The following is a 20,771-nucleotide window of genomic DNA, read 5'->3' as shown; positions in this document are numbered from 1 at the left end:
GAACTGGCCGGCGCGCCATCGCAGGCGATAAATGGAGAAAGACCTCTGGCACAGTGCCAGCCCGGATTTCAGTAGAATAACCGCCGCGCGCGGCCGCCCTCCGCCTTCAGACGGTAGGGAAACCGGGCCGCTTCGTATCGGTCTCAACGCCCATCGCTCGCCAAGGATTTCCCATGAGAGCTCTGCCCCGTCTGCTGCCGCTGGCCCTGTTCGCCCTGCTCGTGGGGCATAACGCCCCAGCCCGCGCCGAACCCGGTCTGTTCAATCTGCTGGTGGGCAGTTACACCGCGGGCAGCAGCCAGGGACTGTATGTCTACCGCTTCAACAGTCGTAATGGCCAGATCGATGGCCCGCTACGGATCGTCAAGGCCTCCAATCCGTCGTTCCTGACCCTGTCCCGCGATGGCCGGACCCTGTTCGCCGTCAACGAGAACGGCCGCGGTTCGAGTAGCGACAGCATCGGCCGGGTCACCTCCTATCGCTTCGAACCGGGCAATGGCCGTCTGCAGCAGATCAGCCAGGTCAAGAGCCTGGGCGACGAGCCGACTCACTCCAGCCTCAGCACCGATGGCAAGTTCCTGTTCGTGGCCAACTACTCCAGTCTGCCGGAAGGCTCCCTGGCGGTGCTGCCGATCCAGGACGGCGGCGTGCTCAGCCCGGTGGCCCAGATCGAATTCCATCAGCCCAGCGAACAGCACCCACGCCAGCAATCCAGCCATGTGCACGCGGCGGTGACCACCCCGGATGGCCGCTTCGTCTTCGCCCCGGATCTGGGCGCCGACAAGGTGTTCGTCTATCGCTATCTGCCGCAGCAGCCGGAGCGGCCGCTGGTGGCCGCCGAGACGCCCTTCGTCCCGGTGCCGGAAGGCAGCGGTCCACGCCATCTGGTGTTCAGCGCCGATGGCCGCTATGCCTACCTGACCCTGGAGCTGGCCGGCCAGGTCATGGCCTTCGCCCATCAGGACGGCATGCTGCGGCAGTTGCAGAGCTACAGCCTGACGCCCCAGGAATTCATGGGCGAGCGGGATGCCGGGGCCCTGCACCTGTCCGGCGACGGGCGCTTCCTCTATGTCGCCAGTCGCGGCACGGACAACCAGCTGGCGGTGTTCGCGGTCAATCCCGACGGCACCCTGACCTTTGTCCAGCGCCATCCGGTCAATGGCCTGTCGCCACGGGAGTTCGCCATCGACCCGTCCGGGCGGTACCTGCTGGTGGCCAACCAAAAATCCAACCAGCTCAAGGTTTTCGCTCGGGATCCCGACAGCGGCACGCTCGGCGATGAACTGCAGAGCCTGGATGTGGGCGCCCCGGCGGACCTCAAATTCGTCGCGGTACCCTGATGACCCACTTCGACCGTCTGCACCACGTGGCGCTGATCTGCGCCGACTATGAACGCTCCCGGCACTTCTACACCGAGATCCTCGGGCTGTCGGTGATCGCCGAGACCTATCGCGAGGCCCGGCGCTCCTGGAAGCTGGATCTGGCGGTAGGCACGCATGCCCAGCTGGAGCTGTTCTCCTTTCCCGATGCCCCGCCCAGGCCGTCGCGCCCGGAGGCCCAGGGCCTGCGCCACCTGGCTTTCGCCGTGGCCGACCTGGACGCCACCGTCGCCCACCTGCACGGCCATGGCGTGGTCACCGAGCCGATCCGCACCGACGAGTTGACCGGCAAGAGATTCACCTTCTTCGCCGACCCGGACGATCTGCCGCTGGAAGTCTACGAGCGCTGAGTTCAGCTCAGGTCGCCAGCCGTGCGCCGGCCAGGGACTCGCGCGGCATTTCCAGCTCTTCGAGCAGCCAGTCGAGAAAGCGCTGCACCAGCCGCTGGCGCCGCTTGCGCTCGGGCAGGATGGCGTAATAGCCGTAGCGCGAGGTGGCCAGTCCGGCGAAGGGGCGACAGAGCAGCTCCTGCTGCAGCAGGTCGTCCACCAGGTGGCGCCAGCCGATCGCCAGACCCTGGCCGGCAATGGCGGCCTGGATCACCAGGGTGTAGTTGTCGAAGCTCAGCACCGCGCCGGACGGTGCCGCGGGCAGGGGCGCCAGGTCCAGCGCCGGCAACAGGGTCTTCCAGTCGTACCAGCGACTGTTGGGCGCCGCCTTGAGGTGCAGCAGCGGCCAGCGCCCCAGCCCCGTGGCGGGCAGCGGCGGTTGCCGGCCCTGGAGCAGCCGCGGACTGCACACCGGAAAGACCTCTTCGCGAAACAGCGGCCAGGCCTCGCCATGCTTGAAGCGGCCGTCGCCGAAGCCCAGGGTGATGTCGATCTCCGGGCCGGGCAGGGGCACTCTATCGCTGGTGACCAGGCTGACGTCCAGCTCCGGATGGCGGGCATGAAAGCGCGGCAGGCGCGGCAGCAGCCAATAGGCGGCGAAGGCGAAGTCGGTGGCCACCTGCAGGACTTCATGGGCAGGCCGGGCGGTGACCAGGCGTACCCCTTCGTCCAGGGTGGCGAGGCCGGCCTCGACGTATTCCTGCAGCAGCCGTCCGGCTTCGGTGAGCAGGATGCCGCGATGGACCCGATCGAACAGCCGCACCTGCAACTGGGCTTCCAGGCGCTTGATCTGCTGGCTGATGGCCGGCTGGGTGGTGCCCAGTTCGCTGGCCGCCGCGGTAAAGCTCAGGCGGCGCGCCACCACTTCGAAGGTGCGCAGGCTGTCCAGTGCCAGGGCAGGGCGGTCGGCAGGCGTCGTGGCGTCCAAGGTGAAAATCCTGTGAGGGTCAGACATAAGCCCAGCTTATCCGAAACATCATCTTCCATGCCCTTCACGTGATTTTCCTGGCGTCGGATGATGGGTTATCCATAAGCAACCCTGATTCGAAGCGGAGGCCCTCTTGTCCAAGCCGATGAACATCCTCTTTCTCATGGCCGACCAGATGGCGGCGCCCATCCTGCCGCTGTACGACGCCGCCTCGCCGATCAAGCTGCCGAATCTGCAACGCCTGGCCGAGCGCGCCGTGGTGTTCGACTCCGCCTACTGCAACAGCCCGCTGTGCGCGCCCTCGCGCTTCACCCTGGTGAGCGGCCAGCTGCCGTCGAAGATCGGCGCCTACGACAACGCCGCCGACTTCGCTGCTGACATCCCCACCTATGCCCACCACCTGCGCCGCCTCGGCTATCGCACCGCGCTGTCGGGCAAGATGCACTTCTGCGGACCGGATCAGCTGCACGGCTACGAAGAGCGCCTGACCAGCGACATCTATCCAGCTGACTATGGCTGGGCGGTGAACTGGGACGCGGCGGACGTGCGCCCGAGCTGGTACCACAACATGTCCTCGGTGCTGCAGGCCGGGCCCTGCGTGCGCACCAACCAGCTGGATTTCGACGAAGAGGTGGTCTTCAAGGCACGCCAGTATCTCTACGATCACGTGCGCCGCGGGGACGACCAGCCGTTCTGCCTGACCGTGTCCCTGACCCACCCCCACGACCCCTACACCATTCCCCGCGAATTCTGGGACCTGTACGACGACGTCGACATCCCCCTGCCGGAAGGCACCATTCCCCAGGCCGAGCAGGACCCCCACAGCCAGCGCCTGCTCAAGGTGATCGACCTCTGGGACAAGCCGCTGCCCGAGGCCAAGATCCGTGACGCCCGCCAGGCCTACTACGGTGCCTGCAGCTACGTCGACGCCCAGGTCGGCCACCTGCTCAAGACCCTGGAAGAATGCGGTCTGGCCGACGATACCGTGATCGTCTTTTCCGGCGACCATGGCGACATGCTCGGGGAGCGCGGACTCTGGTACAAGATGCACTGGTTCGAGATGGCCGCCCGGGTACCGCTGCTGATCCATGCGCCCGGCCGCTTCGCCCCGGCGCGGGTGCAGGCCTCGGTGTCGACCATGGACCTGCTGCCGACCTTCGTCGAGCTGGCCGGCGGCAGGCTGCCGGCGGAGTTGCCGCTGGATGGTCGTTCGCTATTGCCGCACCTGGAAGGCCGGGCAGGGCACGACGAGGTCATCGGCGAATACCTGGCCGAGGGCACCGTCAGCCCGCTGCTGATGATCCGTCGCGGCGCTTACAAGTACATCCATTGCGAACTGGATCCGCCGCTGCTGTTCGATCTGCGGAACGATCCGCTGGAACGCGAAAACCTGGCCGCCAGCCCCGACTATGCCGAGCTGCTCGCCAGCTTCCAGGCCGAGGTCCGCCAGCGCTGGGACCTGCCGCGCCTGCATGGCGAGGTACTGGCCAGCCAGCGGCGGCGGCGCTTCGTCGCGGCGGCCCTGGAGCAGGGCGAGCGGACCAGCTGGGATCATCAGCCTTTCGTCGATGCCAGCCAGCAATACATGCGCAATCACATCGATCTCGACGACCTGGAGCGGCGCGCCCGCTACCCTCAACCCTCAACCCTGAACCGCTAACCGGAGCACGGCCATGAAACACGGAATCATCGCTACGTTCACGCTGGCCCTGGTCAGCCTGTCGGCCCAGGCCGAGGATCAGGCCTGTGGAACGGTTCGCCTGGCCGATCCGGGCTGGAGCGACATCGCCGCCACCAACGCCCTCACCGGCGCGGTCCTGGGCGCGCTGGGCTACACCAGCAAGGTCGAGACCCTGGCGGTGCCGATCATCTACGGTGGCATGCGCAACGGGCAGGTGGACGCCTTCCTCGGCAACTGGATGCCGGCGCAGCAGGCGCACTATGACCAGTTCGTGAAGACCGGCCAGGTCACCGAGCTGGCGCAGAACCTGGTCGGAACCGAATTCACCCTGGCCGTACCCACCTATGTCTGGGAGGGCGGGGTGAAGAGCTTCGACGATCTGGCCAAGCATGCCGACCAGTTCGGCAAGAAGATCTACGGCATCGGGGCCGGCGCGCCGGCCAACCAGTCGCTGCAGAAGATCATCCAGGACAACGAATTCGGCCTGGGCGGCTGGCAGCTGGTGGAATCCAGCGAGCAGGCCATGCTGTCCCAGGTAGGGCGCGCGGTGAAGCGTGACAAGTGGGTGGTCTTTCTCGGCTGGACGCCGCACCCCATGAACGTCGACTACCCGATCAAGTACCTGACCGGGGGTGACAAGTACTTTGGTACCGCCGGTACGGTGAACACCCTGACACGCAACGGCTACGCCGAGCAGTGCCCCAATCCGGCCCGGTTGCTGACCAACATGAAATTCACCCTGGACATGGAAAACGCCGTCATGAGCGCCGCACGGGACAAGGGCGGCAGCTACGATGCCGCCGCCAAGGCCTGGCTCAAGGCCCATCCCCAGGTGCTGGAGCCCTGGCTGCAGGGCGTCACCACCCGCGACGGCCAGCCCGGTCTGCCGGCGGTACAGAAAGCGCTCTGACCGCTAATTCTCCAAGCGCTACTTGAGCCCGAGCCGCCGCGCCAGGCGGGCGAGGTTGGCGCGGTCCAGCCCCAGGGCGGCGGCGGCCAGGGTCCAGTTCTGCCCATGCTGTTCCAGGGCCAGGGTGATGGTCTGCCGCTGGAAGGCCTCCGTGGCTTCGCGCAGGGAGGCGGCGGGCGGGGCGGGATCCTCGTCGGGCAGGGCCGTGCTGCCCAGTGGCAGGCCGAGCTGATCGCTGTCCAGGGTCAGGATGCCGCCGCGTTCCTCGCTGCCGGCATGGGCCTTGAGCGCCGCCCGGCTGATGAGGTGCGACAGTTCGCGCACGTTGCCCGGCCAGGCGTAGGCCAGCAGGGTGCGCTGCGCCGCGGGTGTCAGCCGGAGGCCGCGCAGGCCCAGGCGGGCGCGATTCTGCTCCAGGTAGAAACCGGCCAGCAGCAGGACATCCCGGCCACGCTCGCGCAGGGCCGGTACCGCCAGCGGATAGACGCTCAGGCGGTGGTATAGATCGGCGCGAAAGCGTCCGGCGCGCACGCAGTCGGCCAGGTCGCGGTTGGTGGCGGCGATGATGCGCACGTCCACCTTGAGATCGCGATCCGAGCCCAGCCGCTGCAGTTGGCCGCTCTGCAGCACCCGCAGGAGCTTGGCCTGCACCGTCAGCGGCAATTCGCCGACCTCGTCGAGAAACAGGGTGCCGCCATCGGCCAGTTCGAAGCGCCCGCGGCGTTCGCTGACGGCACCGGAAAAGGCGCCGCGCACATGGCCGAAGAGTTCGCTTTCCACCAGCGCCTCGGGCAGCGCCGCGCAGTTGAGACTGATCAGCGGCCGCTGCTGGCGCAGGGAGCGGGCATGCACGGCTTCGGCCACCAGTTCCTTGCCGACTCCGGTCTCACCGGTGATCAGCACCGTCAGATCGCTGGCCGCCACGGTGTCGATCTCCTGGCGCAGCCGCAGGCTGGCCGGACTCTGGCCGATGAGTTCGCGAGGCCGCTGGTGCCCCACCGATTGCTGATAGGCCACGGTCAATTCGTGCTCGCTGACGATGCGGGCGGAGAGCTGACCGATGCGCTCGGCGGCGGCCACGGTGGCGGCGGCCAGGCCGGCGAAGGCGGCGAGGGTGGTGAGATCCTCGGGTCGGGCATTCTGCGCCTGCAGCGAATCCAGGGTCAGCAGGCCCCAGAGCTGGTCCTGCACATAGAGCGGACAGCCCAGGCAGTCATGGACCTCCAGGTGCCCCTGCACGCCTTCCACCAGGCCATCGTAGGGATCGGGCAGGTCGCAATCGAGGGCGAAGCGAGTGGGCGCGCGACTCGCCAGCAGCAGGGCCAGGCGCGGGTGCTCACCGACCTTGAAGCGGCGTCCCAGGGTGTCGGCTGCCAGCCCGCGCACCGCCAGGGGCACCAGCACCTCGCCATCCAGGCGCAGCAGGGCCACCGCATCGAAGGGCAGGACCTGGCGCAGGGCATCGAGCAGACTGGCGTAGCGTTGTTGATCGGGCAGGTCGCGGGCCAGATCCGCCACCAGCGGTACCATCACATCGAGCAGAGTGGGGCGGGTCAATTTGACCTCGGCGAGTCATAGGGACCTGGTCATTATGACCTGCGCACTGGCTAAAAGCCTGATCCAGGGCAAGTTTTAGGCTGGCACGACTCGTGATAGGGACAGGGCAGTCCTGTTTGGAGATCCTTGCCATGCTGTCATCCGACCAAAAAGCCATCATCACGGCTACCGTCCCCCTGCTGGAAACCGGGGGTGAGGCCCTCACCCGGCATTTCTACACCAAGTTGCTGGGCGACAATCCCGAGATCCGCCCGCTGTTCAATGGCGCCCACCAGGCTAGTGGCGCCCAGGCCCGGGCGCTGGCCCGGGCGGTGCTGATGTACGCCCGCTACATCGATCGCCTGGATACCCTGGGGCCGCTGGTGGAGCAGATCGTCAACAAGCACGTCTCCCTGCAGGTCCAGCCGGATCACTATCCGCTGGTGGGTATCGCCCTGCTGCAGAGCATTCGCGAGGTGCTGGGAGCCGAGGTCGCCACCGATGCGGTGATCGATGCCTGGGCTGCCGCCTATGGTCAGCTGGCCAACCTGCTGATCGGTGCCGAGGAACAGCGCTATGCGGCCCAGGCCGAGGCGCCCGGTGGCTGGCGTGGCGGGCGGCCGTTCCGCATCGCCCGGATCGAACCGGAAAGCGAAGAGATCAGCTCCTTCTACCTGGAGCCGGTGGACGGCCTGCCCACCAGCATCGCCCAGCCCGGCCAGTACCTGGGTCTGAGCCTGACCCTGGACGGGGTCGAATACCGGCGCAACTATTCGATCTCGGCGGCCAGCGATGGCCAGGGCTATCGCATCAGCGTCAAGCATCAGCCAGGTGGGGTGGTTTCGCGTTACTTGCACACCGATGCCCATGAAGGCGGCGTGTTGCAGGTCTTCGCGCCAGCCGGCGAATTCGTCCTGCAGGAATCGACCAAACCGCTGCTGCTGATCGCTGGCGGCGTCGGCATCACGCCGCTGTTGCCCATGGTATCGGCGGCCCTGCCCAGCGGCCGGCCGATCCAGCTGATCCACTGCACCCGCCATGTCGGGGTGCAGGCCTTCGGGCACTGGCTGGAAGAGCAGGCCGCCCATCATCCGCAATTGCAGCTGTACTTCTGCTACAGCGAGCCGGTGGCGGAAGAGGCCTATGCCTCGCGATTGGACCGGACGCGCCTGCAGCGCTGGTTGCCCAAGGATCGCGATCTGGACGCCTACCTTCTCGGCCCGCAGCCCTTCATGGCCCAGGTGCGACGGGATCTGCTGGAGCTGGGGGTGCCGGAGCAGCAGATCCGTCACGAGTTCTTCGGACCTGCTACGGACCTTTAGATGCAACAACGCCCGCCACCTCTCGGTTGCGGGCGTTGCATCGGCAGCGGCCGGCGCTACCTGGGGCAGCACCCGGCAGCCGGAGACCTAGCGACGCTGGTAGACGATTTCCTTGCTACCGCCTTCGCAGTTGCCCACCACCTTGGCGGAGGCGCTGGCGCTGCCCTTGTCCACCACCTCAAGACTGTAGTGCGCTACCTGCTTGGCCTGCAGCTTGGCATCGATATCGGCCTTGACCGTGTCGCACGAGGTGCCAGCGGCGAAAGCTCCGCTGCTCAGGGCCAACAAACCGAGGGTAATCACGACTCTACGCATCTTGCCTGTCCTTTTGCGAGGGGAGGGAGGTCTTGAATAGCTGCTCAGCTGGCTTCGATACGGAAGCCGATCTTCAAGGTGACCTGATAGTGCGCCACCTTGGCGTCCTGGATATGACCGCGGATTTCACCCACTTCGAACCATTCCAGGTTCTTCACCGACTTGGAAGTCTCGGCGAGGGCATTATTGATGGCGTCCTCGACGCTGGTGGTGGAAGAGCCAACGATTTCCAGCTTCTTGTAGGTGTGATGATCGGACATGAAAATCTCCTGGGTCAGCAATGACGGGCGCTGCAGCGGATAGCCGGCAACGCGTTGACCGGTGTCGCGGTCGACTCGCCGGGAAGGGTGCCTCTGCCATTTGAGGCTGCGAAAGGTCCCGATAAGTTCACTGCCCAGGCTCTCGGATACGGCTATGCAGCACTTTCCAACGGCTCGGTAGTCACATTTCCTGAATCCGTCCATCTCAGGAGGTTGTCATGGCCCGTAACACCGACTACCAGGCGTCCATCGCCAGCATCGAGAACGAAATCAACAGCCTGCTCGACTCGCTGGCATCGCTGAAGAAGAACGCGGCGCGCGAATCCCGCAGCAGCCTGAACTCCTTCAAGAGCACCGCTCGCGAAGCCCTGCATCATTCGGGCGATTCGCTGGAAGAAGTCTATGACGACGTGCGTCGCCTGACCCGTCAGTACGGCCGTGCCGCCAGTGGCGTGGCGCGCGAACATCCCTGGGCCACCGTCGGCATCGCCGCTGGCGTGACCGTTCTGGTCGGCTGGGCGCTGCTGCGCGGCGACCACTGATCGTGGCAGTTCGAGGCATCCCACGGGATGCCTCGGGCGCTAGCGCTCGGCCAGCTCCTGTCTGAGCCAAGCCGCCAACCGCTCCACCCGCTCATCCGCCAACCGACCCGGCGCCCATAGCGCCAACTCCGCACCGGTCGTCGCGAAGCCCCAAGGTGCGACCAGCCTGCCCGCCTTCAGATCTGCCGCCACCAGTGGTTCCGGGGCGATCGCCACCCCCAATCCCGAAAGCGCCGCCTCCAGCAGGTAATAGAGGTGCTCGAAGCCCTGCCCGTACTCCAGCACCGGTGCCGCCAGGCCCTGGGTGGCGAACCACTGTGGCCAGGCCTGGGGCCGCGACAGGGTGTGCAGCAGTCGCTCCGCCAGCAAGGCCTGCAGATCACCGTCCCTGAGCCGCAGATAGGCCGGACAGTAGGGACTCAGCACCGGCCCGATCCGCTCGGGCGCCAGGTGATAGGGCATCACGTCCTGGGGCGGCGCCGTCTCGGTGAACAACAGGCTGGCGTCCAGACCGGCAGCGGCCAGCGGGGTATCGTCGGTACGGGTCGAAAGGTGCAGGCGCAACTCCGGCAGATCGCGATTGAGGCGATCCAGTCGCGGAATGAACCAGCGGGCCACCAGGCTGCCCGGGCAGCCCAGCACGAAGGGTCCTTGGCGACTGCCAGCCTTGAGTTCAGCGCACACCTCGCGTAACCGTTCGAAAACCTCACCGCTCACCTCGCGCAGGCGCAGCCCGGCCTCGGTCAGCGCCAGCCCCCGACCTTCACGGCGAAACAGCGCCACCCCGAGCTGTTCCTCCAGGGCACGGATCTGGCGACTCACGGCGCCATGGGTCACATGCAGTTCGTCTCCGGCGCGACTCATACCGCCCAGACGAGCGGTGGCTTCGAAGGCACGTAGGGCATTCAGGGGAGGCAGGTCGCGGGCATCGCTCATCTGTGAGATTTCCTGACGGGTCATGGCGATCTTATCGATTTATCACCGGCACTCAAGCAGGTAAGGTAGATCCATCTTCGCAGGAGAATCCCATGACCCAGTTCGCTTATCGCCAGGGCCCCGACGCTCAAGGCATGTTCGGCCAGTTCGGTGGCCGCTATGTCGCCGAAACCCTGATGCCGCTGATCCTCGATCTGCAGCGCGAATACGAGACCGCCATGGAGGATCCGGCGTTTCTCGAGCAGCTGGCCTACTTCCAGCGCGACTACGTCGGTCGGCCCAATCCGCTGTACTTCGCCGAGCGCCTGACCGAGCACTTCGGCGGCGCCAAGATCTATCTCAAGCGCGAAGAGCTGAATCACACCGGCGCGCACAAGATCAACAACTGCATTGGCCAGATCCTGCTGGCCAAGCGCATGGGCAAGACCCGCATCATCGCCGAGACCGGTGCCGGCATGCACGGCGTGGCCACCGCTACCGTCGCCGCACGCTTTGGCCTGCCCTGCGTCATCTACATGGGCAGCACCGACATCGACCGCCAGCAGGCCAACGTCTTCCGCATGAAGCTGCTGGGCGCCGAGGTGATTCCGGTCACGTCCGGTACCGGCACCCTCAAGGACGCCATGAACGAGGCGCTGCGCGACTGGGTGACCAATGTCGCCGACACCTTCTACCTGATCGGCACCGTGGCCGGTCCGCACCCCTATCCGGCCATGGTCCGCGATTTCCAGGCGGTGATCGGTCGCGAGACCCGCGCGCAGATCCTGGAGAAGGAAGGACGCCTGCCCGACAGCCTGATCGCCTGCGTCGGCGGCGGCTCCAATGCCATGGGCCTGTTCCACGAATTTCTCGATGACCAGGACGTCGCCATCATCGGCGTCGAGGCCGGCGGCCACGGCGTCGACACCGACAAGCATGCCTCCAGCCTCAACGGCGGGGTGCCCGGGGTGCTGCACGGTAACCGTACCTTCCTGCTGCAGGACGATGATGGCCAGATCATCGACGCCCATTCCATTTCCGCTGGCCTGGACTATCCCGGCATCGGCCCGGAGCACGCCCACCTGCACGACGTGAAGCGCGTGGAATACGTACCGATCAACGACGACGAGGCGCTCAAGGCCTTCCACCAGACCTGCCGCCTGGAAGGCATCATCCCGGCGCTGGAAACGGCTCACGCCCTGGCCGAGGCCTACAAGCGCGCGCCACACCTGCCCAAGGACCACCTGATGGTGATCTGCCTCTCGGGCCGCGGCGACAAGGACATGCAGACCGTGATGAGTCACCTGGGAGACAAGCTATGAGCCGCCTGGAAACCCGCTTCGCTGCGCTGAAGGCCGAGGGCCGCGCCGCCCTGGTCACCTACACCACCGCCGGCGATCCGGACTACGACACTGCCCTGGCCATCCTCAAGGGCCTGCCGGCGGCCGGTGCCGACGTCATCGAGCTGGGCATGCCCTTCACCGATCCCATGGCTGACGGCCCGGCCATCCAGGCCGCTGCCCTGCGGGCCCTGCAGGCGGGCCAGAATCTGGCCAAGACCCTGGAGATGGTGCGCGACTTCCGCCGTGGGGAAGGGGAGACGCCACTGGTGCTTATGGGCTACTACAACCCCATCCATCGCTATGGCGTGGAGCGCTTCCTGGCGGAAGCCGCCGAAGCGGGCGTGGATGGCTTGATCGTGGTCGACCTGCCGCCCGAGCACGACGCCGAGCTGGCGCTGCCGGCCCAGGCCGCCGGTATCGACTTCATCCGTCTGACCACCCCGACCACCGATGACGCCCGCCTGCCGCGCGTACTCAACACCAGCTCCGGCTTCGTCTATTACGTATCCGTCGCGGGCGTGACCGGTGCCGGCTCGGCCACCACCGAGCACGTCGAGGCCGCCGTGGCGCGCCTGCGTCGTTTCACCGACCTGCCGCTAGCCGTCGGCTTCGGCATCCGTACCCCGGAGCAGGCCCGCGTGATCGCCCGGATCGCCGATGGCGTGGTGGTGGGTTCGGCATTCGTCGACCAGATCGCCAAGGCCGAATCCTCGGGCGCTGCCATCGATGGCGTGCTCGGCCTCTGCAAGCAGCTGTCGGACAGCGTACGCACCGCGCGCTGAGCACTTGCCAGTGCTTGAAAAGACCGCCTAAAGCGGTCTTTTTTATGCCTGAATGCTTTGCAAACTGTGCATAAGGTTGTGGGCAGTCTGTTCGCTACCGGCGCAAAGCCGCGTACCAGAGGGGCTGCGGGGATACTGACCTTGTTGATCGAATTGGCGACGGCCAGATCAAACCGGTCAGGCTGCGGACGATTGCCTGTCGTGCCGTCATTGCTTGACAGGTAAAGGCTGTGGATAAGCCCTGGGCAAGTTGTCAGCAACCGTTGGGGCAACTGTCCAAGGAAAATTGCTCAATAAATAACCAATTCCGCTCTGGCTATGCGTGACGCCAGAAGACGTTTCTCCTGGCTAGTTTGCCCACATCTGCTGTGTGCGTGCCTGTGGAAAAGATGTGGGACCTGATCTGTACGCCAGGGCTGGCAAGGCTTGTAGAGGATCGTACAAAAAATGATCAATACTGTTTCAGGCGTTTTCCACAACCCACAATAGCGTTGCATAGGGCTGTGGATAGGTTGTTCGTCCAGTGTCAGAGACCAGAGCTGGCGCGGCCTCCAGAGGATCGATCAAATAACGACCAGTTTTTCGGGATATGCCCGAGTCAAGGGATTTCTTTTGCCAGCCCAAGGAGTTATCCACGCCTGTTCAGCTCGGGGTTCAGCGATCGACGCTAAGAGTCATGTGGATAACTCTGTTGATTTTCTGTTTGGAAGCCTGTGCACTAAGCCTGCGTCCTAGCGCAGCGTCACCTGTTGGCGCAGACCTGCGGCTGGCAGGGTGAAGGCACATTCCTCGAAGGTGGCCATGCGCATGCGCAGCGGCGGATTGTTGCTGTAGCCGTATTGTTCGGTGGGCATGCCGATGAAATTGGTATCCAGCTGGCTGTTGCTGTTGCTGTCGTGGATGACCGACACGGCGTAGCGTCCGGGCGGCAGGTCGAAGCGCTGTTCCTGGGCACCTGCCTGTGCAGCGAGATGTGCCTGGGCCACCGGCGTCTTGTGCGCCTTCCAGGCCTCTTCGCTATCGAATACCGCCAGCAGCAACTGGCCCCCCGAGGCATCGACCGTCTCCACCCGCACCTGCAGCTCGGCGGCGTGCAGCACACCACTCAGACAAAGACCAGCGACCAGCAACAGAGACTTCATGGACATTCCTTCAGCAGGGGGAGGGCCGCAGCCGCAACAGCTCGACCGGGTGTTCGAAGAAAAGATCGGGCTGCTGCGCACGCAGCGTCGCTGGGCAGCCATAGCCCCAGGCCACGGCCGCGCAGCCCAGACCGGCGCGGCGCGCGGCCTGGAGGTCGCGTAGCTCGTCGCCCACATAGAGCGCATCGGCCGGCGCGACACCCTGGCGGCTCAGCAGGCGGGTCAGGCGTCGGGCCTTGCCCAGCAGGAGGATGTCGAATTCGCCAGCGGGGAACAGACGTCCGGCCTGGGGCAGTACCTGGTGGACGGCCGCGGCGGAATTGGAGGTCGCCAGGCCCAGCTGCAGGCCGCTGGCCTGCAAGCGGTCGAGGGTGGCGGGAATCTCGGCGAAGGGCGCCACCTGGTCGCCGCGCTGGACCAGCAGGCGGCGATAGTGGCGGGCGATGCGCGGTACCTGCCACAGCGGGATGCCCAGGCTGTCGAGCAGGCCGGTCAGGGAGGCGGCGCGCAGCCGGGGCCACTCGTCGGCAGCCGGCTGCCGAAAGCCATGGGTTCGCGCCAGCTCGCCCAGGCAGCTCAGCAGAAAGGGCAGGCTGTCCGCCAGGGTGCCGTCGAAGTCGAAGATGACGTAGCGATAGCTCATGCGAGAGAGGCGCGGTGGGCGAAGGCGCCAGCGTAGCGGTCGCCTCCCGGTTTTGCCACCGCGACGGGGTCCGGCAGGGGTGTCCCTGCCGGACAGGTCACACGCGGAAGCGGCGGATCTGGCCGTTGAGCTCCACCGCCAGTTCGGAGAGTTGCTGGCTGGCGGCGCGGGTCTGCTCGGCACCGGCGGCGGTCTGCACCGACAGATCGCGGATGCGTACCAGATTGCGATCCACCTCGCGGGCCACCTGGGCCTGCTCTTCGGCGGCGCTGGCGATCACCAGGTTGCGCTCGTCGATGCCCGACACCGACTGGGCGATGGCGGCCAGGGCGGCGTTGGCCGACTGCGCCTGCTCGCGGGTCTGGCGCGCCTGGTCGGCGCTGGTCAGCAAGGCATCGACGGTCTGCCCGGTACCCTGCTGGATGCTGCCGATCATGCCTTCGATCTCGCGGGTGGATTCACCGGTGCGATGGGCCAGGGCGCGCACCTCGTCGGCGACCACGGCGAAGCCGCGACCGGCATCACCGGCACGCGCGGCTTCGATGGCGGCGTTGAGCGCCAGCAGGTTGGTCTGTTCGGCGACCGAGCGGATCACGTCCAGCACCTGGCTGATGTTGCGGGTCTGTTCAGCCAGCTGGCGGGCCTGTTCGCTGGCACCCAGCACGTTTTCGGTGAGCACCTCGATTGCGCCCAGGGTATCGCCCAGCTGCCGCTGGCCCTGGCGCGCGGTATCGGCGGCCTGGCGCGATTCGGACGAGGTGGAGGTGGCATTGCCGGCCACTTCGTCCACCGCCTGGCTCATCTCGGTGACCGCGGTGGCCGCCATCTCAATCTCGCTGTTCTGCTGTTGCAGGCCGTTGGCGCTCTCCTGCATGACCGCGGTCATTTCCTCGGCGGCGGAGGCCAGCTGGGTAGCGGAATGGCCCAGGTGCCCCAGAGTGTCGCGCAGATTGGTCTGCATCTGCTGCATGGCTTGCAGCAGCTGGGCGGCTTCGTCGTGACCGCGGGTATCCAGGGTCTGGGTCAGATCGCCGCTGGCGATGGTCCGGGCGGCGGCCACGGCCTCGGCGATGGGCCGGGTCATGCTCAGGGTCAGGCGCCAGGCCAGCAGCACGGTCAGACCCAGGGCCAGGGCGATGACCATCCAGGTGATGGAGGTGGCCTGGGCATAGGTGTCGCCGGAGTGCTGGGAGGCGGCCTTGATGTCTTCCTGGTTGATCTTGCGCAGGGCTTCGGTGCGCTCGTTCATCTGCACGCCGAGCTGGGCCATGCTGGTCTGGATCAGGCTGCGGGCCTCGTCGACCTTGCCGGCCCCGATGAGGTCGGCGAGTTGCGCGGTGTAGCGGACATAGTCGCCATGGATCTGGCGCAGGGCCTCGAAGGCCTGGCGCTCGCGGTCGCTGCTGACGAGCTTGTCATAGCGACCGAAAGCGGCGCCGATGTCGGCATTGATGCTGTCGATCTTCTTGCGCGTGTTGGCGACGGTAGCGGCGTCCGGGATGGCCAGCAGGCGCAGCACCTCGACCCGGGTGCGGGCCAGTTGCAGGGCAAGGTTGTCGGCTTCGACGATGCTGGGCACATTGTTGGTCTCGATCACCTGGCCCTGGGCCCGGATCTGCGACAGTTGCAGCAGGCCGAACAGGCCCAGACTGGCGACGAGGATGGCCAGCAGGCCGAAACACAACACACTGCGAATGGCGAGGGAGAAGGAACGAAAGGTCACGGCGGCAGCCCCGGTGAAGAGTGAGGTCTCCTTTAACGGCTAGAGGCGCCGCGACTTTATGGTCATTCGTCTTAAAGCTGACTGTTGACGACCCGACGGCTTCTAGCCTAGGTGCTGACACTCGCTCAGAACTGGAAGCGGCGTACCTGACCACTCAAGGTCGCTGCCAGATCCGCCAGTTGCTGGCTGGCGCCCCGGGTCTGCTCGGCACCGGCGGCGGTCTGCACCGACAGATCGCGGATGCGTACCAGATTGCGATCCACCTCGCGGGCCACCTGGGCCTGCTGCTCGGCGGCGCTGGCGATCAGCAGGTTGCGTTCGTCGATGCCGGATACCGCATCCGCGATGGCAGCGAGGCCGGCATTGGCCGCCTGGGCCTGTTCCCGGGTCAGTCGTGCCTGATCGGCACTGCTCAGCAGCGCATCGACGGTCTGGCCAGTGCCCTGCTGGATATTGCCGATCATCTTCTCGATCTCGCTGGTCGAGTCCCCGGTACGCTTGGCCAGGGCCCGTACCTCGTCGGCCACCACGGCAAAGCCGCGGCCTGCCTCACCGGCCCGGGCGGCCTCGATGGCGGCGTTGAGCGCCAGCAGATTGGTCTGCTCGGCCACCGCGCGGATCACGTCCAGCACCTGGCTGATGTCGCGGGTCTGGCTTTCCAGCTCACGGGCCTGGGCGCTGGCGCCGAGGACCTGCTCGGTGAGGGCTTCGATGGCGCCGAGGGTCTCGCCCAGCTGGCGCTGGCCCTGGGCCGCGGTCTGGGCAGCCTGGCGCGACGCGGTGGAGGTCGAGCCGGCATTGCCGGCGACCTCTTCGACCGCCTGGCTCATCTCGGTGACCGCCGTGGCGGCCATTTCGATCTCGTTGTTCTGCTGGCGCAGGCCGTGGGCGCTTTCCTGAGTCACCGCGGTCATCTCCTCGGCGGCCGAAGCCAACTGGGTGGCCGAATCGCCGATGTGCGCGAGGGTCTCGCGCAACTGGCCCTGCATCTGCTGCATGGCCTGCAGCAGCTGGGCCGCCTCGTCGCGCCCGCGAGCGTCCAGCGGCTGGGTCAGGTCGCCGGTGGCGATGGTACGCGCCGCCGCAACGGCCTGGGCGATGGGCCCCGCGATGCTGCGGGTCAGCCGCCAGGCGAGCAGGGCGGTGAGGGCCAGCGCCAGCAGGATCATCAGCCAGGTCACGGTGGTGGAGCGCGCATAGGCGGTATCGGCCTCGTTACTGGCCGTATGGATATCCTGCTGGACCACGTTGCGTAGCGTCTCGATGCTGGCGTTCATCCGGAGACCCAGTTGCGCCATGTTCTGCTGGACCACCTGGCGCGCCTCGGCCATCTGGCCGGCACCGGCCAGGTCGGCCAGCTGCCGTACGCCCTGCATGTATTCCCGGTGCACCTGGCGCAGATCGTCCAGCGCCTGTCGGCTCTGTGGCGACAGCGCGCCTTGCTGATAGCGCCCGAAGGCGGCCTGGACCTCGGTACTCAGGTCGTCCAGCTTCTTGCGGGTGTTGGTCAGGGTTTCGGCATCGGGCATGGCCAGCAGACGCAGGGTTTCGATGCGGGTTCGTGCCAGCAGCATCCCCAAGTCATTGGCGGCGACGAGCGTGGGGATATGGCGCTGTTCTACCTGATGACCCAACTGGCGGATTTGCGCCAACTGAAACCAACCGAACAAGCCGAGGGCAGCAACGAGTGTCGCGAGAATGCCAAAACACAGCAGATTGCGAGTAGCGATGGACAGCGAGCGAAGAGTCATGATGAGCCCGTGAAAGACGATTCAAAACGTGAACAGGCTCACAACTTTATGTGATGTTTTAAATTAAAGACGCTAAAAGGGGTGCGTCAAAAAACCGCATTAACATAAAGACAGTTTATTGGCATGCCCATGGAGCCCTTGCAGCTCCATGGGCGGCTTGGAATTCGCGTTCCTCAGTCACCGCCGACCTGTCGTAGATGCGCGGCTGGCGCCTCTTCGCCGAGGTTGTTGAGCAGCCGCTCGCTGTACCAGTCGATGAAGTTGATCACGCCGAATTCGTAAGTCTTTGAGTAGGGACCCGGCTGGTAAGCCTTGGAGTTGATACCACGCTGGTTTTCCTCGGCCAGGCGACGATCCTGGTCATTGGTGGCATCCCAGACCTTGCGCAGGTTGACCGGATCGTAGTCGACGCCTTCCACGGCGTCCTTGTGCACCAGCCACTTGGTGGTCACCACGGTCTCGGTCGGACCCAGCGGCCAGACGGTGAAGACGATCATGTGATCGCCCATGCAGTGGTTCCAGGAGTGCGGCAGGTGCAGGATGCGCATGGAGCCCAGGTCCGGGTCCTTGATGCGACCCATGAGTTTCTGGCAGCCGGGCTTGCCGTCCAGGGTCATGGACACGGTGCCGGCGAGCAGTGGCATGCGCACGATGCGGTTGCGCAAGCCGAAGCTGGCATGGGCGTAGGGGATGTTGTCGGCGTCCCAGCGCGTGGTGCAGGCGGCGACCTGGTCCTTGAATGCCTGGGAGGCACGCGGATCGGTGACGTCGTCCCATTCCAGCAGGGTGTTCAGCAACTCGGGGTGGGAGCCGCTGCAGTGATAGCACTCGCGGTTGTTTTCCAGCACCAGCTTCCAGTTGGCCTGCTCGACCAGGTCGGTGCGTACCGCGACCTTGGCGTTCTCCATGTCGTACGGCTCCATGTAGTGCTCGAGCGTACGCAGGAAGTCGTCGATGGCCGGCGGTTCGTCGGCCAGGGAGATGAAGATGTAGCCGCCGGCGGTCTTGACGTGGATCGGCTTGAGGTTGAAGTCGGCCATGTTGAAGTCGGCGCCCATCTCGGTGCCGGCGAACAGCAGACGGCCGTCCAGCTCGTAGGTCCACTGGTGGTAGGGGCAGACCAGCTTGGCGACCTTGCCCTTGTCGCTCACGCAGAGGCGCGAACCGCGGTGACGGCAGACGTTGTGGAAGGCGTGGACCTTGCCCTCGGCACCGCGGACCACCAGGATGGGATTGTCACCCAGCTGCAGGGTGATGAAGTTGCCCTTGGTGGGGATCTCGCAGGTCATGCCGGCGATCAGCCATTCCTTGCCGAAGATCTCCTGCATGTCGATCTGGAACAGGCGCTCGTCGTTGTAGAACGGCTGGGGCAGGGAATAGGTGCGCTCGCGGGTGCGCAGCATCTCGGCCGTGGCCTTGCGGGCCGGATCGAGAGGGTCGCCCAAACTCAAGGTGCTGACGTCCATCGTACATCCTCGTGGCCACCGCGGCGGGTGGCGAAAGTGGTTGGTCACGGTATTGCAAGGCTATTGGCCGACAGGACAGGGCCGCCGAATGACCCCGTGCTTCGCCCGTCGCGCGCTGTTCAGGTTCGGCTTGGGGCGGAGTGTGGGGCCGGAGCCGGGAGGGGGCCTTGCTCATGGGCGACATGGCCGACGCTGTTCACGACGCCCCAGCCCTTGCCACTGCTGGGCCGGTCGCCATCGGCATGTGGATGTCGCGATTGGGAAAGTGGCGGTCGTGGGGCCCTCCCAGAATCGCCGCCAATAGCCCCAGTGGCAGTCGAGGTGCGTCATGAATACCTTCCTCAACCCCGTAACCACCCAGACCTGGACCAATGGCCGCCACCCCGTGCGCTGCGTCAAGGTCATCCAGGAAACCTGGGACGTGCGCACCTTCTGCTTCACGGCCGAAATTCCGCTGATGTATTTCTTCAAGCCGGGCCAGTTCGTGACCCTGGAACTGGAGATCGATGGCCGGCAGGTGATGCGCTCCTACACCATCTCCAGCTCGCCTTCGGTGCCCTACAGCTTCTCCATCACCGTCAAGCGCGTGCCGGGCGGCCTGGTATCCAACTGGCTGCACGACAACCTCAAGGTCGGTGAAAACCTGGCCGTGCATGGCCCGGTCGGCCTGTTCAACGCCATCGATTATCCGGCCGACAAGGTGCTCTACCTCTCCGGCGGCGTGGGCATCACCCCGGTGATGTCCATGGCGCGCTGGTTCTACGACACCAACGCCAGCGTCGACATGGTCTTCGTGCACAGCGCCCGCACCCCGCGCGACATCATCTACCAGGGTGAGCTGGAGCACATGGCCGCGCGGATCGACAACTTCGCCCTGAACCTGGTGTGCGAGCGCACCGAGCACGGTGAGTCCTGGGCCGGTTTCCGCGGCTACTTCGATCGCCGCATGCTGGAGCTGATGGCGCCGGACTTCCGTGAACGCGAGATCTTCTGCTGCGGCCCCACGCCCTACATGAACGCCGTCAAGGCCATGCTCCGCGAGCTGGACTTCGACATGACCCACTACCACGAGGAATCCTTTGGCGCGACGCCGCCGGAAGCCAAGGTCGAGGCCGCCGAACAGGCCGAAGCCGCCGCCGACCTGCCGCCGATTCCCCTGGAAGCCCAGTGCCTGATCTCCTTCACCGAGAGCGACAAGAGCGTCAGCATCGGCCCCGGCGAGACCATCCACGGCGCCGCGGCCAAGCTCGGCCTGCACATTCCCAAGGCCTGCGGTATGGGCATCTGCGGCACCTGCAAGGTGCTCAAGAAAAGCGGCGAGGTGGTCATGGACCACAACGGCGGCATCACCGAGGAAGACGAGGCCGAAGGCTACATTCTGTCCTGCTGCAGTATTCCGCAGGGGGATGTGCAGATCGAGTTCTGAGGAGAAGGGCGGTTGGGCTGAACCTGAGCGAAGCCCAACGCTGCCCAGATCGAGCCCGCCCTGTTGGGCTGCGACGGTGGAGCTGTCTCAGCCCAACCTACGACACGAAACTCTAGTAGGTTGGCGCTGAGCGCAGCGAAGCCCAACGCTGCCCAAATCGAGCCCGCCCTGTTGGGCTGCGACGCTGGAGCTGTCTCAGCCCAACCTACATCACGAACTTCAGTAGGTTGGCGCTGAGCGCAGCGAAGCCCAACGCTGCCCAGGTCTAGCCCGCCCTGTTGGGCTGCGACGGTGGAGCTGTCTCAGCCCAACCTTGTA

At 65.8% G+C, this 20,771-nt stretch carries 20 protein-coding genes; 10 read left to right on the top strand and 10 right to left on the bottom strand.

Annotation, left to right across the window (positions count from 1 at the left end; genetic code table 11):
* Positions 1–173: 173 nt before the first annotated feature.
* Positions 174–1,340 (top strand): lactonase family protein, encoded by a 1,167-nt coding sequence (locus FEZ61_RS11820; RefSeq protein ID WP_093252904.1) that lies wholly within the window; start codon positions 174–176, stop codon positions 1,338–1,340.
* Positions 1,340–1,729 (top strand): VOC family protein, encoded by a 390-nt coding sequence (locus tag FEZ61_RS11815; protein WP_173148754.1) that lies wholly within the window; start codon positions 1,340–1,342, stop codon positions 1,727–1,729. Before FEZ61_RS11820 ends, FEZ61_RS11815 begins: the two co-directional genes overlap by 1 nt.
* Before the next feature lie 7 nt (positions 1,730–1,736).
* Here FEZ61_RS11815 and FEZ61_RS11810 read toward each other — a convergent pair whose 3' ends face one another.
* Positions 1,737–2,723, bottom strand: coding sequence for a LysR substrate-binding domain-containing protein (locus FEZ61_RS11810; RefSeq protein WP_173148752.1), 987 nt, complete (start codon positions 2,721–2,723; stop codon positions 1,737–1,739).
* A gap of 118 nt (positions 2,724–2,841) precedes the next feature.
* On the opposite strand from FEZ61_RS11810, the gene betC reads away from it, so the two are divergent.
* Both betC and FEZ61_RS11800 read left to right on the top strand, forming a co-directional pair.
* Positions 2,842–4,356, top strand: a complete 1,515-nt coding sequence (gene betC, locus FEZ61_RS11805) for a choline-sulfatase (RefSeq protein ID WP_173148912.1) — start codon at positions 2,842–2,844, stop codon at positions 4,354–4,356.
* Between the two features lie 13 nt (positions 4,357–4,369).
* Complete coding sequence (locus FEZ61_RS11800) at positions 4,370–5,287, top strand: choline ABC transporter substrate-binding protein (protein WP_064307110.1); 918 nt, start codon at positions 4,370–4,372, stop codon at positions 5,285–5,287.
* An 18-nt stretch (positions 5,288–5,305) separates the two neighbouring features.
* Here FEZ61_RS11800 and norR read toward each other — a convergent pair whose 3' ends face one another.
* The gene (gene norR / locus FEZ61_RS11795) at positions 5,306–6,844 is read right to left on the bottom strand and encodes a nitric oxide reductase transcriptional regulator NorR (RefSeq protein WP_173148751.1); all 1,539 of its coding nucleotides are present in this window, start codon (positions 6,842–6,844) and stop codon (positions 5,306–5,308) included.
* A gap of 131 nt (positions 6,845–6,975) precedes the next feature.
* On the opposite strand from norR, the gene hmpA reads away from it, so the two are divergent.
* Positions 6,976–8,145, top strand: a complete 1,170-nt coding sequence (gene hmpA, locus FEZ61_RS11790; protein WP_173148749.1) for an NO-inducible flavohemoprotein — start codon at positions 6,976–6,978, stop codon at positions 8,143–8,145.
* 87 nt (positions 8,146–8,232) lie between these two features.
* Here the strand turns inward: hmpA and FEZ61_RS11785 are convergent, their stop codons facing one another.
* Positions 8,233–8,460 carry a DUF1161 domain-containing protein gene (locus tag FEZ61_RS11785; protein WP_017641513.1) on the bottom strand — a complete coding sequence of 76 codons (228 nt, stop codon included), beginning with the start codon at positions 8,458–8,460 and terminating at the stop codon, positions 8,233–8,235.
* Positions 8,461–8,504: 44 nt separating this feature from the next.
* Positions 8,505–8,720 (bottom strand): dodecin, encoded by a 216-nt coding sequence (locus tag FEZ61_RS11780; RefSeq protein ID WP_017641514.1) that lies wholly within the window; start codon positions 8,718–8,720, stop codon positions 8,505–8,507.
* Positions 8,721–8,938: 218 nt separating this feature from the next.
* On the opposite strand from FEZ61_RS11780, the gene FEZ61_RS11775 reads away from it, so the two are divergent.
* A complete protein-coding gene (locus FEZ61_RS11775) occupies positions 8,939–9,262 on the top strand; it encodes a DUF883 family protein (protein WP_007160170.1) in 324 nt (107 codons plus the stop codon).
* Between the two features lie 39 nt (positions 9,263–9,301).
* Here the strand turns inward: FEZ61_RS11775 and FEZ61_RS11770 are convergent, their stop codons facing one another.
* Positions 9,302–10,198, bottom strand: a complete 897-nt coding sequence (locus FEZ61_RS11770; protein WP_160922164.1) for a LysR family transcriptional regulator — start codon at positions 10,196–10,198, stop codon at positions 9,302–9,304.
* 92 nt (positions 10,199–10,290) lie between these two features.
* Between FEZ61_RS11770 and trpB the strand changes: the two genes are divergently transcribed.
* Positions 10,291–11,499, top strand: coding sequence for a tryptophan synthase subunit beta (trpB, locus tag FEZ61_RS11765; protein WP_133860257.1), 1,209 nt, complete (start codon positions 10,291–10,293; stop codon positions 11,497–11,499).
* Complete coding sequence (gene trpA / locus FEZ61_RS11760) at positions 11,496–12,302, top strand: tryptophan synthase subunit alpha (protein ID WP_007160173.1); 807 nt, start codon at positions 11,496–11,498, stop codon at positions 12,300–12,302. Before trpB ends, trpA begins: the two co-directional genes overlap by 4 nt.
* Before the next feature lie 731 nt (positions 12,303–13,033).
* Here the strand turns inward: trpA and FEZ61_RS11755 are convergent.
* The 4 genes from FEZ61_RS11755 to FEZ61_RS11740 all read right to left on the bottom strand — a co-directional run bounded on the left by FEZ61_RS11755 (position 13,034) and on the right by FEZ61_RS11740 (position 17,510).
* The gene (locus FEZ61_RS11755; RefSeq protein WP_064307115.1) at positions 13,034–13,444 is read right to left on the bottom strand and encodes a DUF2141 domain-containing protein; all 411 of its coding nucleotides are present in this window, start codon (positions 13,442–13,444) and stop codon (positions 13,034–13,036) included.
* 10 nt (positions 13,445–13,454) lie between these two features.
* Complete coding sequence (locus FEZ61_RS11750) at positions 13,455–14,087, bottom strand: HAD hydrolase-like protein (RefSeq protein WP_173148747.1); 633 nt, start codon at positions 14,085–14,087, stop codon at positions 13,455–13,457.
* 97 nt (positions 14,088–14,184) lie between these two features.
* Complete coding sequence (locus FEZ61_RS11745) at positions 14,185–15,810, bottom strand: methyl-accepting chemotaxis protein (protein WP_064307117.1); 1,626 nt, start codon at positions 15,808–15,810, stop codon at positions 14,185–14,187.
* Positions 15,811–15,935: 125 nt separating this feature from the next.
* Positions 15,936–17,510 carry a methyl-accepting chemotaxis protein gene (locus tag FEZ61_RS11740; protein WP_231356102.1) on the bottom strand — a complete coding sequence of 525 codons (1,575 nt, stop codon included), beginning with the start codon at positions 17,508–17,510 and terminating at the stop codon, positions 15,936–15,938.
* On the opposite strand from FEZ61_RS11740, the gene FEZ61_RS24685 reads away from it, so the two are divergent.
* Positions 17,418–17,615, top strand: a complete 198-nt coding sequence (locus FEZ61_RS24685) for a hypothetical protein (protein ID WP_346342864.1) — start codon at positions 17,418–17,420, stop codon at positions 17,613–17,615. The genes FEZ61_RS11740 and FEZ61_RS24685 overlap by 93 nt on opposite strands.
* A 119-nt stretch (positions 17,616–17,734) precedes the next feature.
* On the opposite strand, the gene gbcA is transcribed toward FEZ61_RS24685, so the two are convergent.
* The gene (gene gbcA, locus FEZ61_RS11735) at positions 17,735–19,027 is read right to left on the bottom strand and encodes a glycine-betaine demethylase subunit GbcA (RefSeq protein WP_017641523.1); all 1,293 of its coding nucleotides are present in this window, start codon (positions 19,025–19,027) and stop codon (positions 17,735–17,737) included.
* Between the two features lie 328 nt (positions 19,028–19,355).
* Here gbcA and FEZ61_RS11730 point away from each other — a divergent pair, with 328 nt between their 5' ends.
* On the top strand, positions 19,356–20,453 hold the full coding sequence (locus tag FEZ61_RS11730; protein WP_173148746.1) for a hybrid-cluster NAD(P)-dependent oxidoreductase: 1,098 nt from the start codon (positions 19,356–19,358) through the stop codon (positions 20,451–20,453).
* Positions 20,454–20,771: the final 318 nt, after the last annotated feature.

It is taken from the genome of Pseudomonas sp. MS15a(2019) (assembly GCF_013277805.1).
In the GTDB taxonomy this organism is placed as follows: domain Bacteria; phylum Pseudomonadota; class Gammaproteobacteria; order Pseudomonadales; family Pseudomonadaceae; genus Chryseomonas; species Chryseomonas benzopyrenica.
Note: the sequence above shows the minus strand (reverse complement) of the source record. Positions and strands in the feature narration are given on the sequence as shown.

What these genes read in the sequence shown, in the direction of transcription:
- FEZ61_RS11820 (WP_093252904.1), top strand. Translation starts at nt 174, where the DNA reads ATGAGAGCTCTGCCCCGTCTGCTGCCGCTGGCCCTGTTCGCCCTGCTC.
- FEZ61_RS11815 (WP_173148754.1), top strand. Translation starts at nt 1,340, where the DNA reads ATGACCCACTTCGACCGTCTGCACCACGTGGCGCTGATCTGCGCCGAC.
- FEZ61_RS11810 (WP_173148752.1), bottom strand. Translation starts at nt 2,723, where the DNA reads ATGTCTGACCCTCACAGGATTTTCACCTTGGACGCCACGACGCCTGCC.
- betC (WP_173148912.1), top strand. Translation starts at nt 2,842, where the DNA reads ATGAACATCCTCTTTCTCATGGCCGACCAGATGGCGGCGCCCATCCTG.
- FEZ61_RS11800 (WP_064307110.1), top strand. Translation starts at nt 4,370, where the DNA reads ATGAAACACGGAATCATCGCTACGTTCACGCTGGCCCTGGTCAGCCTG.
- hmpA (WP_173148749.1), top strand. Translation starts at nt 6,976, where the DNA reads ATGCTGTCATCCGACCAAAAAGCCATCATCACGGCTACCGTCCCCCTG.
- FEZ61_RS11785 (WP_017641513.1), bottom strand. Translation starts at nt 8,460, where the DNA reads ATGCGTAGAGTCGTGATTACCCTCGGTTTGTTGGCCCTGAGCAGCGGA.
- FEZ61_RS11780 (WP_017641514.1), bottom strand. Translation starts at nt 8,720, where the DNA reads ATGTCCGATCATCACACCTACAAGAAGCTGGAAATCGTTGGCTCTTCC.
- FEZ61_RS11775 (WP_007160170.1), top strand. Translation starts at nt 8,939, where the DNA reads ATGGCCCGTAACACCGACTACCAGGCGTCCATCGCCAGCATCGAGAAC.
- FEZ61_RS11770 (WP_160922164.1), bottom strand. Translation starts at nt 10,198, where the DNA reads ATGAGCGATGCCCGCGACCTGCCTCCCCTGAATGCCCTACGTGCCTTC.
- trpB (WP_133860257.1), top strand. Translation starts at nt 10,291, where the DNA reads ATGACCCAGTTCGCTTATCGCCAGGGCCCCGACGCTCAAGGCATGTTC.
- trpA (WP_007160173.1), top strand. Translation starts at nt 11,496, where the DNA reads ATGAGCCGCCTGGAAACCCGCTTCGCTGCGCTGAAGGCCGAGGGCCGC.
- FEZ61_RS11755 (WP_064307115.1), bottom strand. Translation starts at nt 13,444, where the DNA reads ATGAAGTCTCTGTTGCTGGTCGCTGGTCTTTGTCTGAGTGGTGTGCTG.
- FEZ61_RS11750 (WP_173148747.1), bottom strand. Translation starts at nt 14,087, where the DNA reads ATGAGCTATCGCTACGTCATCTTCGACTTCGACGGCACCCTGGCGGAC.
- FEZ61_RS24685 (WP_346342864.1), top strand. Translation starts at nt 17,418, where the DNA reads ATGGCGCTGTTCTACCTGATGACCCAACTGGCGGATTTGCGCCAACTG.
- gbcA (WP_017641523.1), bottom strand. Translation starts at nt 19,027, where the DNA reads ATGGACGTCAGCACCTTGAGTTTGGGCGACCCTCTCGATCCGGCCCGC.
- FEZ61_RS11730 (WP_173148746.1), top strand. Translation starts at nt 19,356, where the DNA reads ATGAATACCTTCCTCAACCCCGTAACCACCCAGACCTGGACCAATGGC.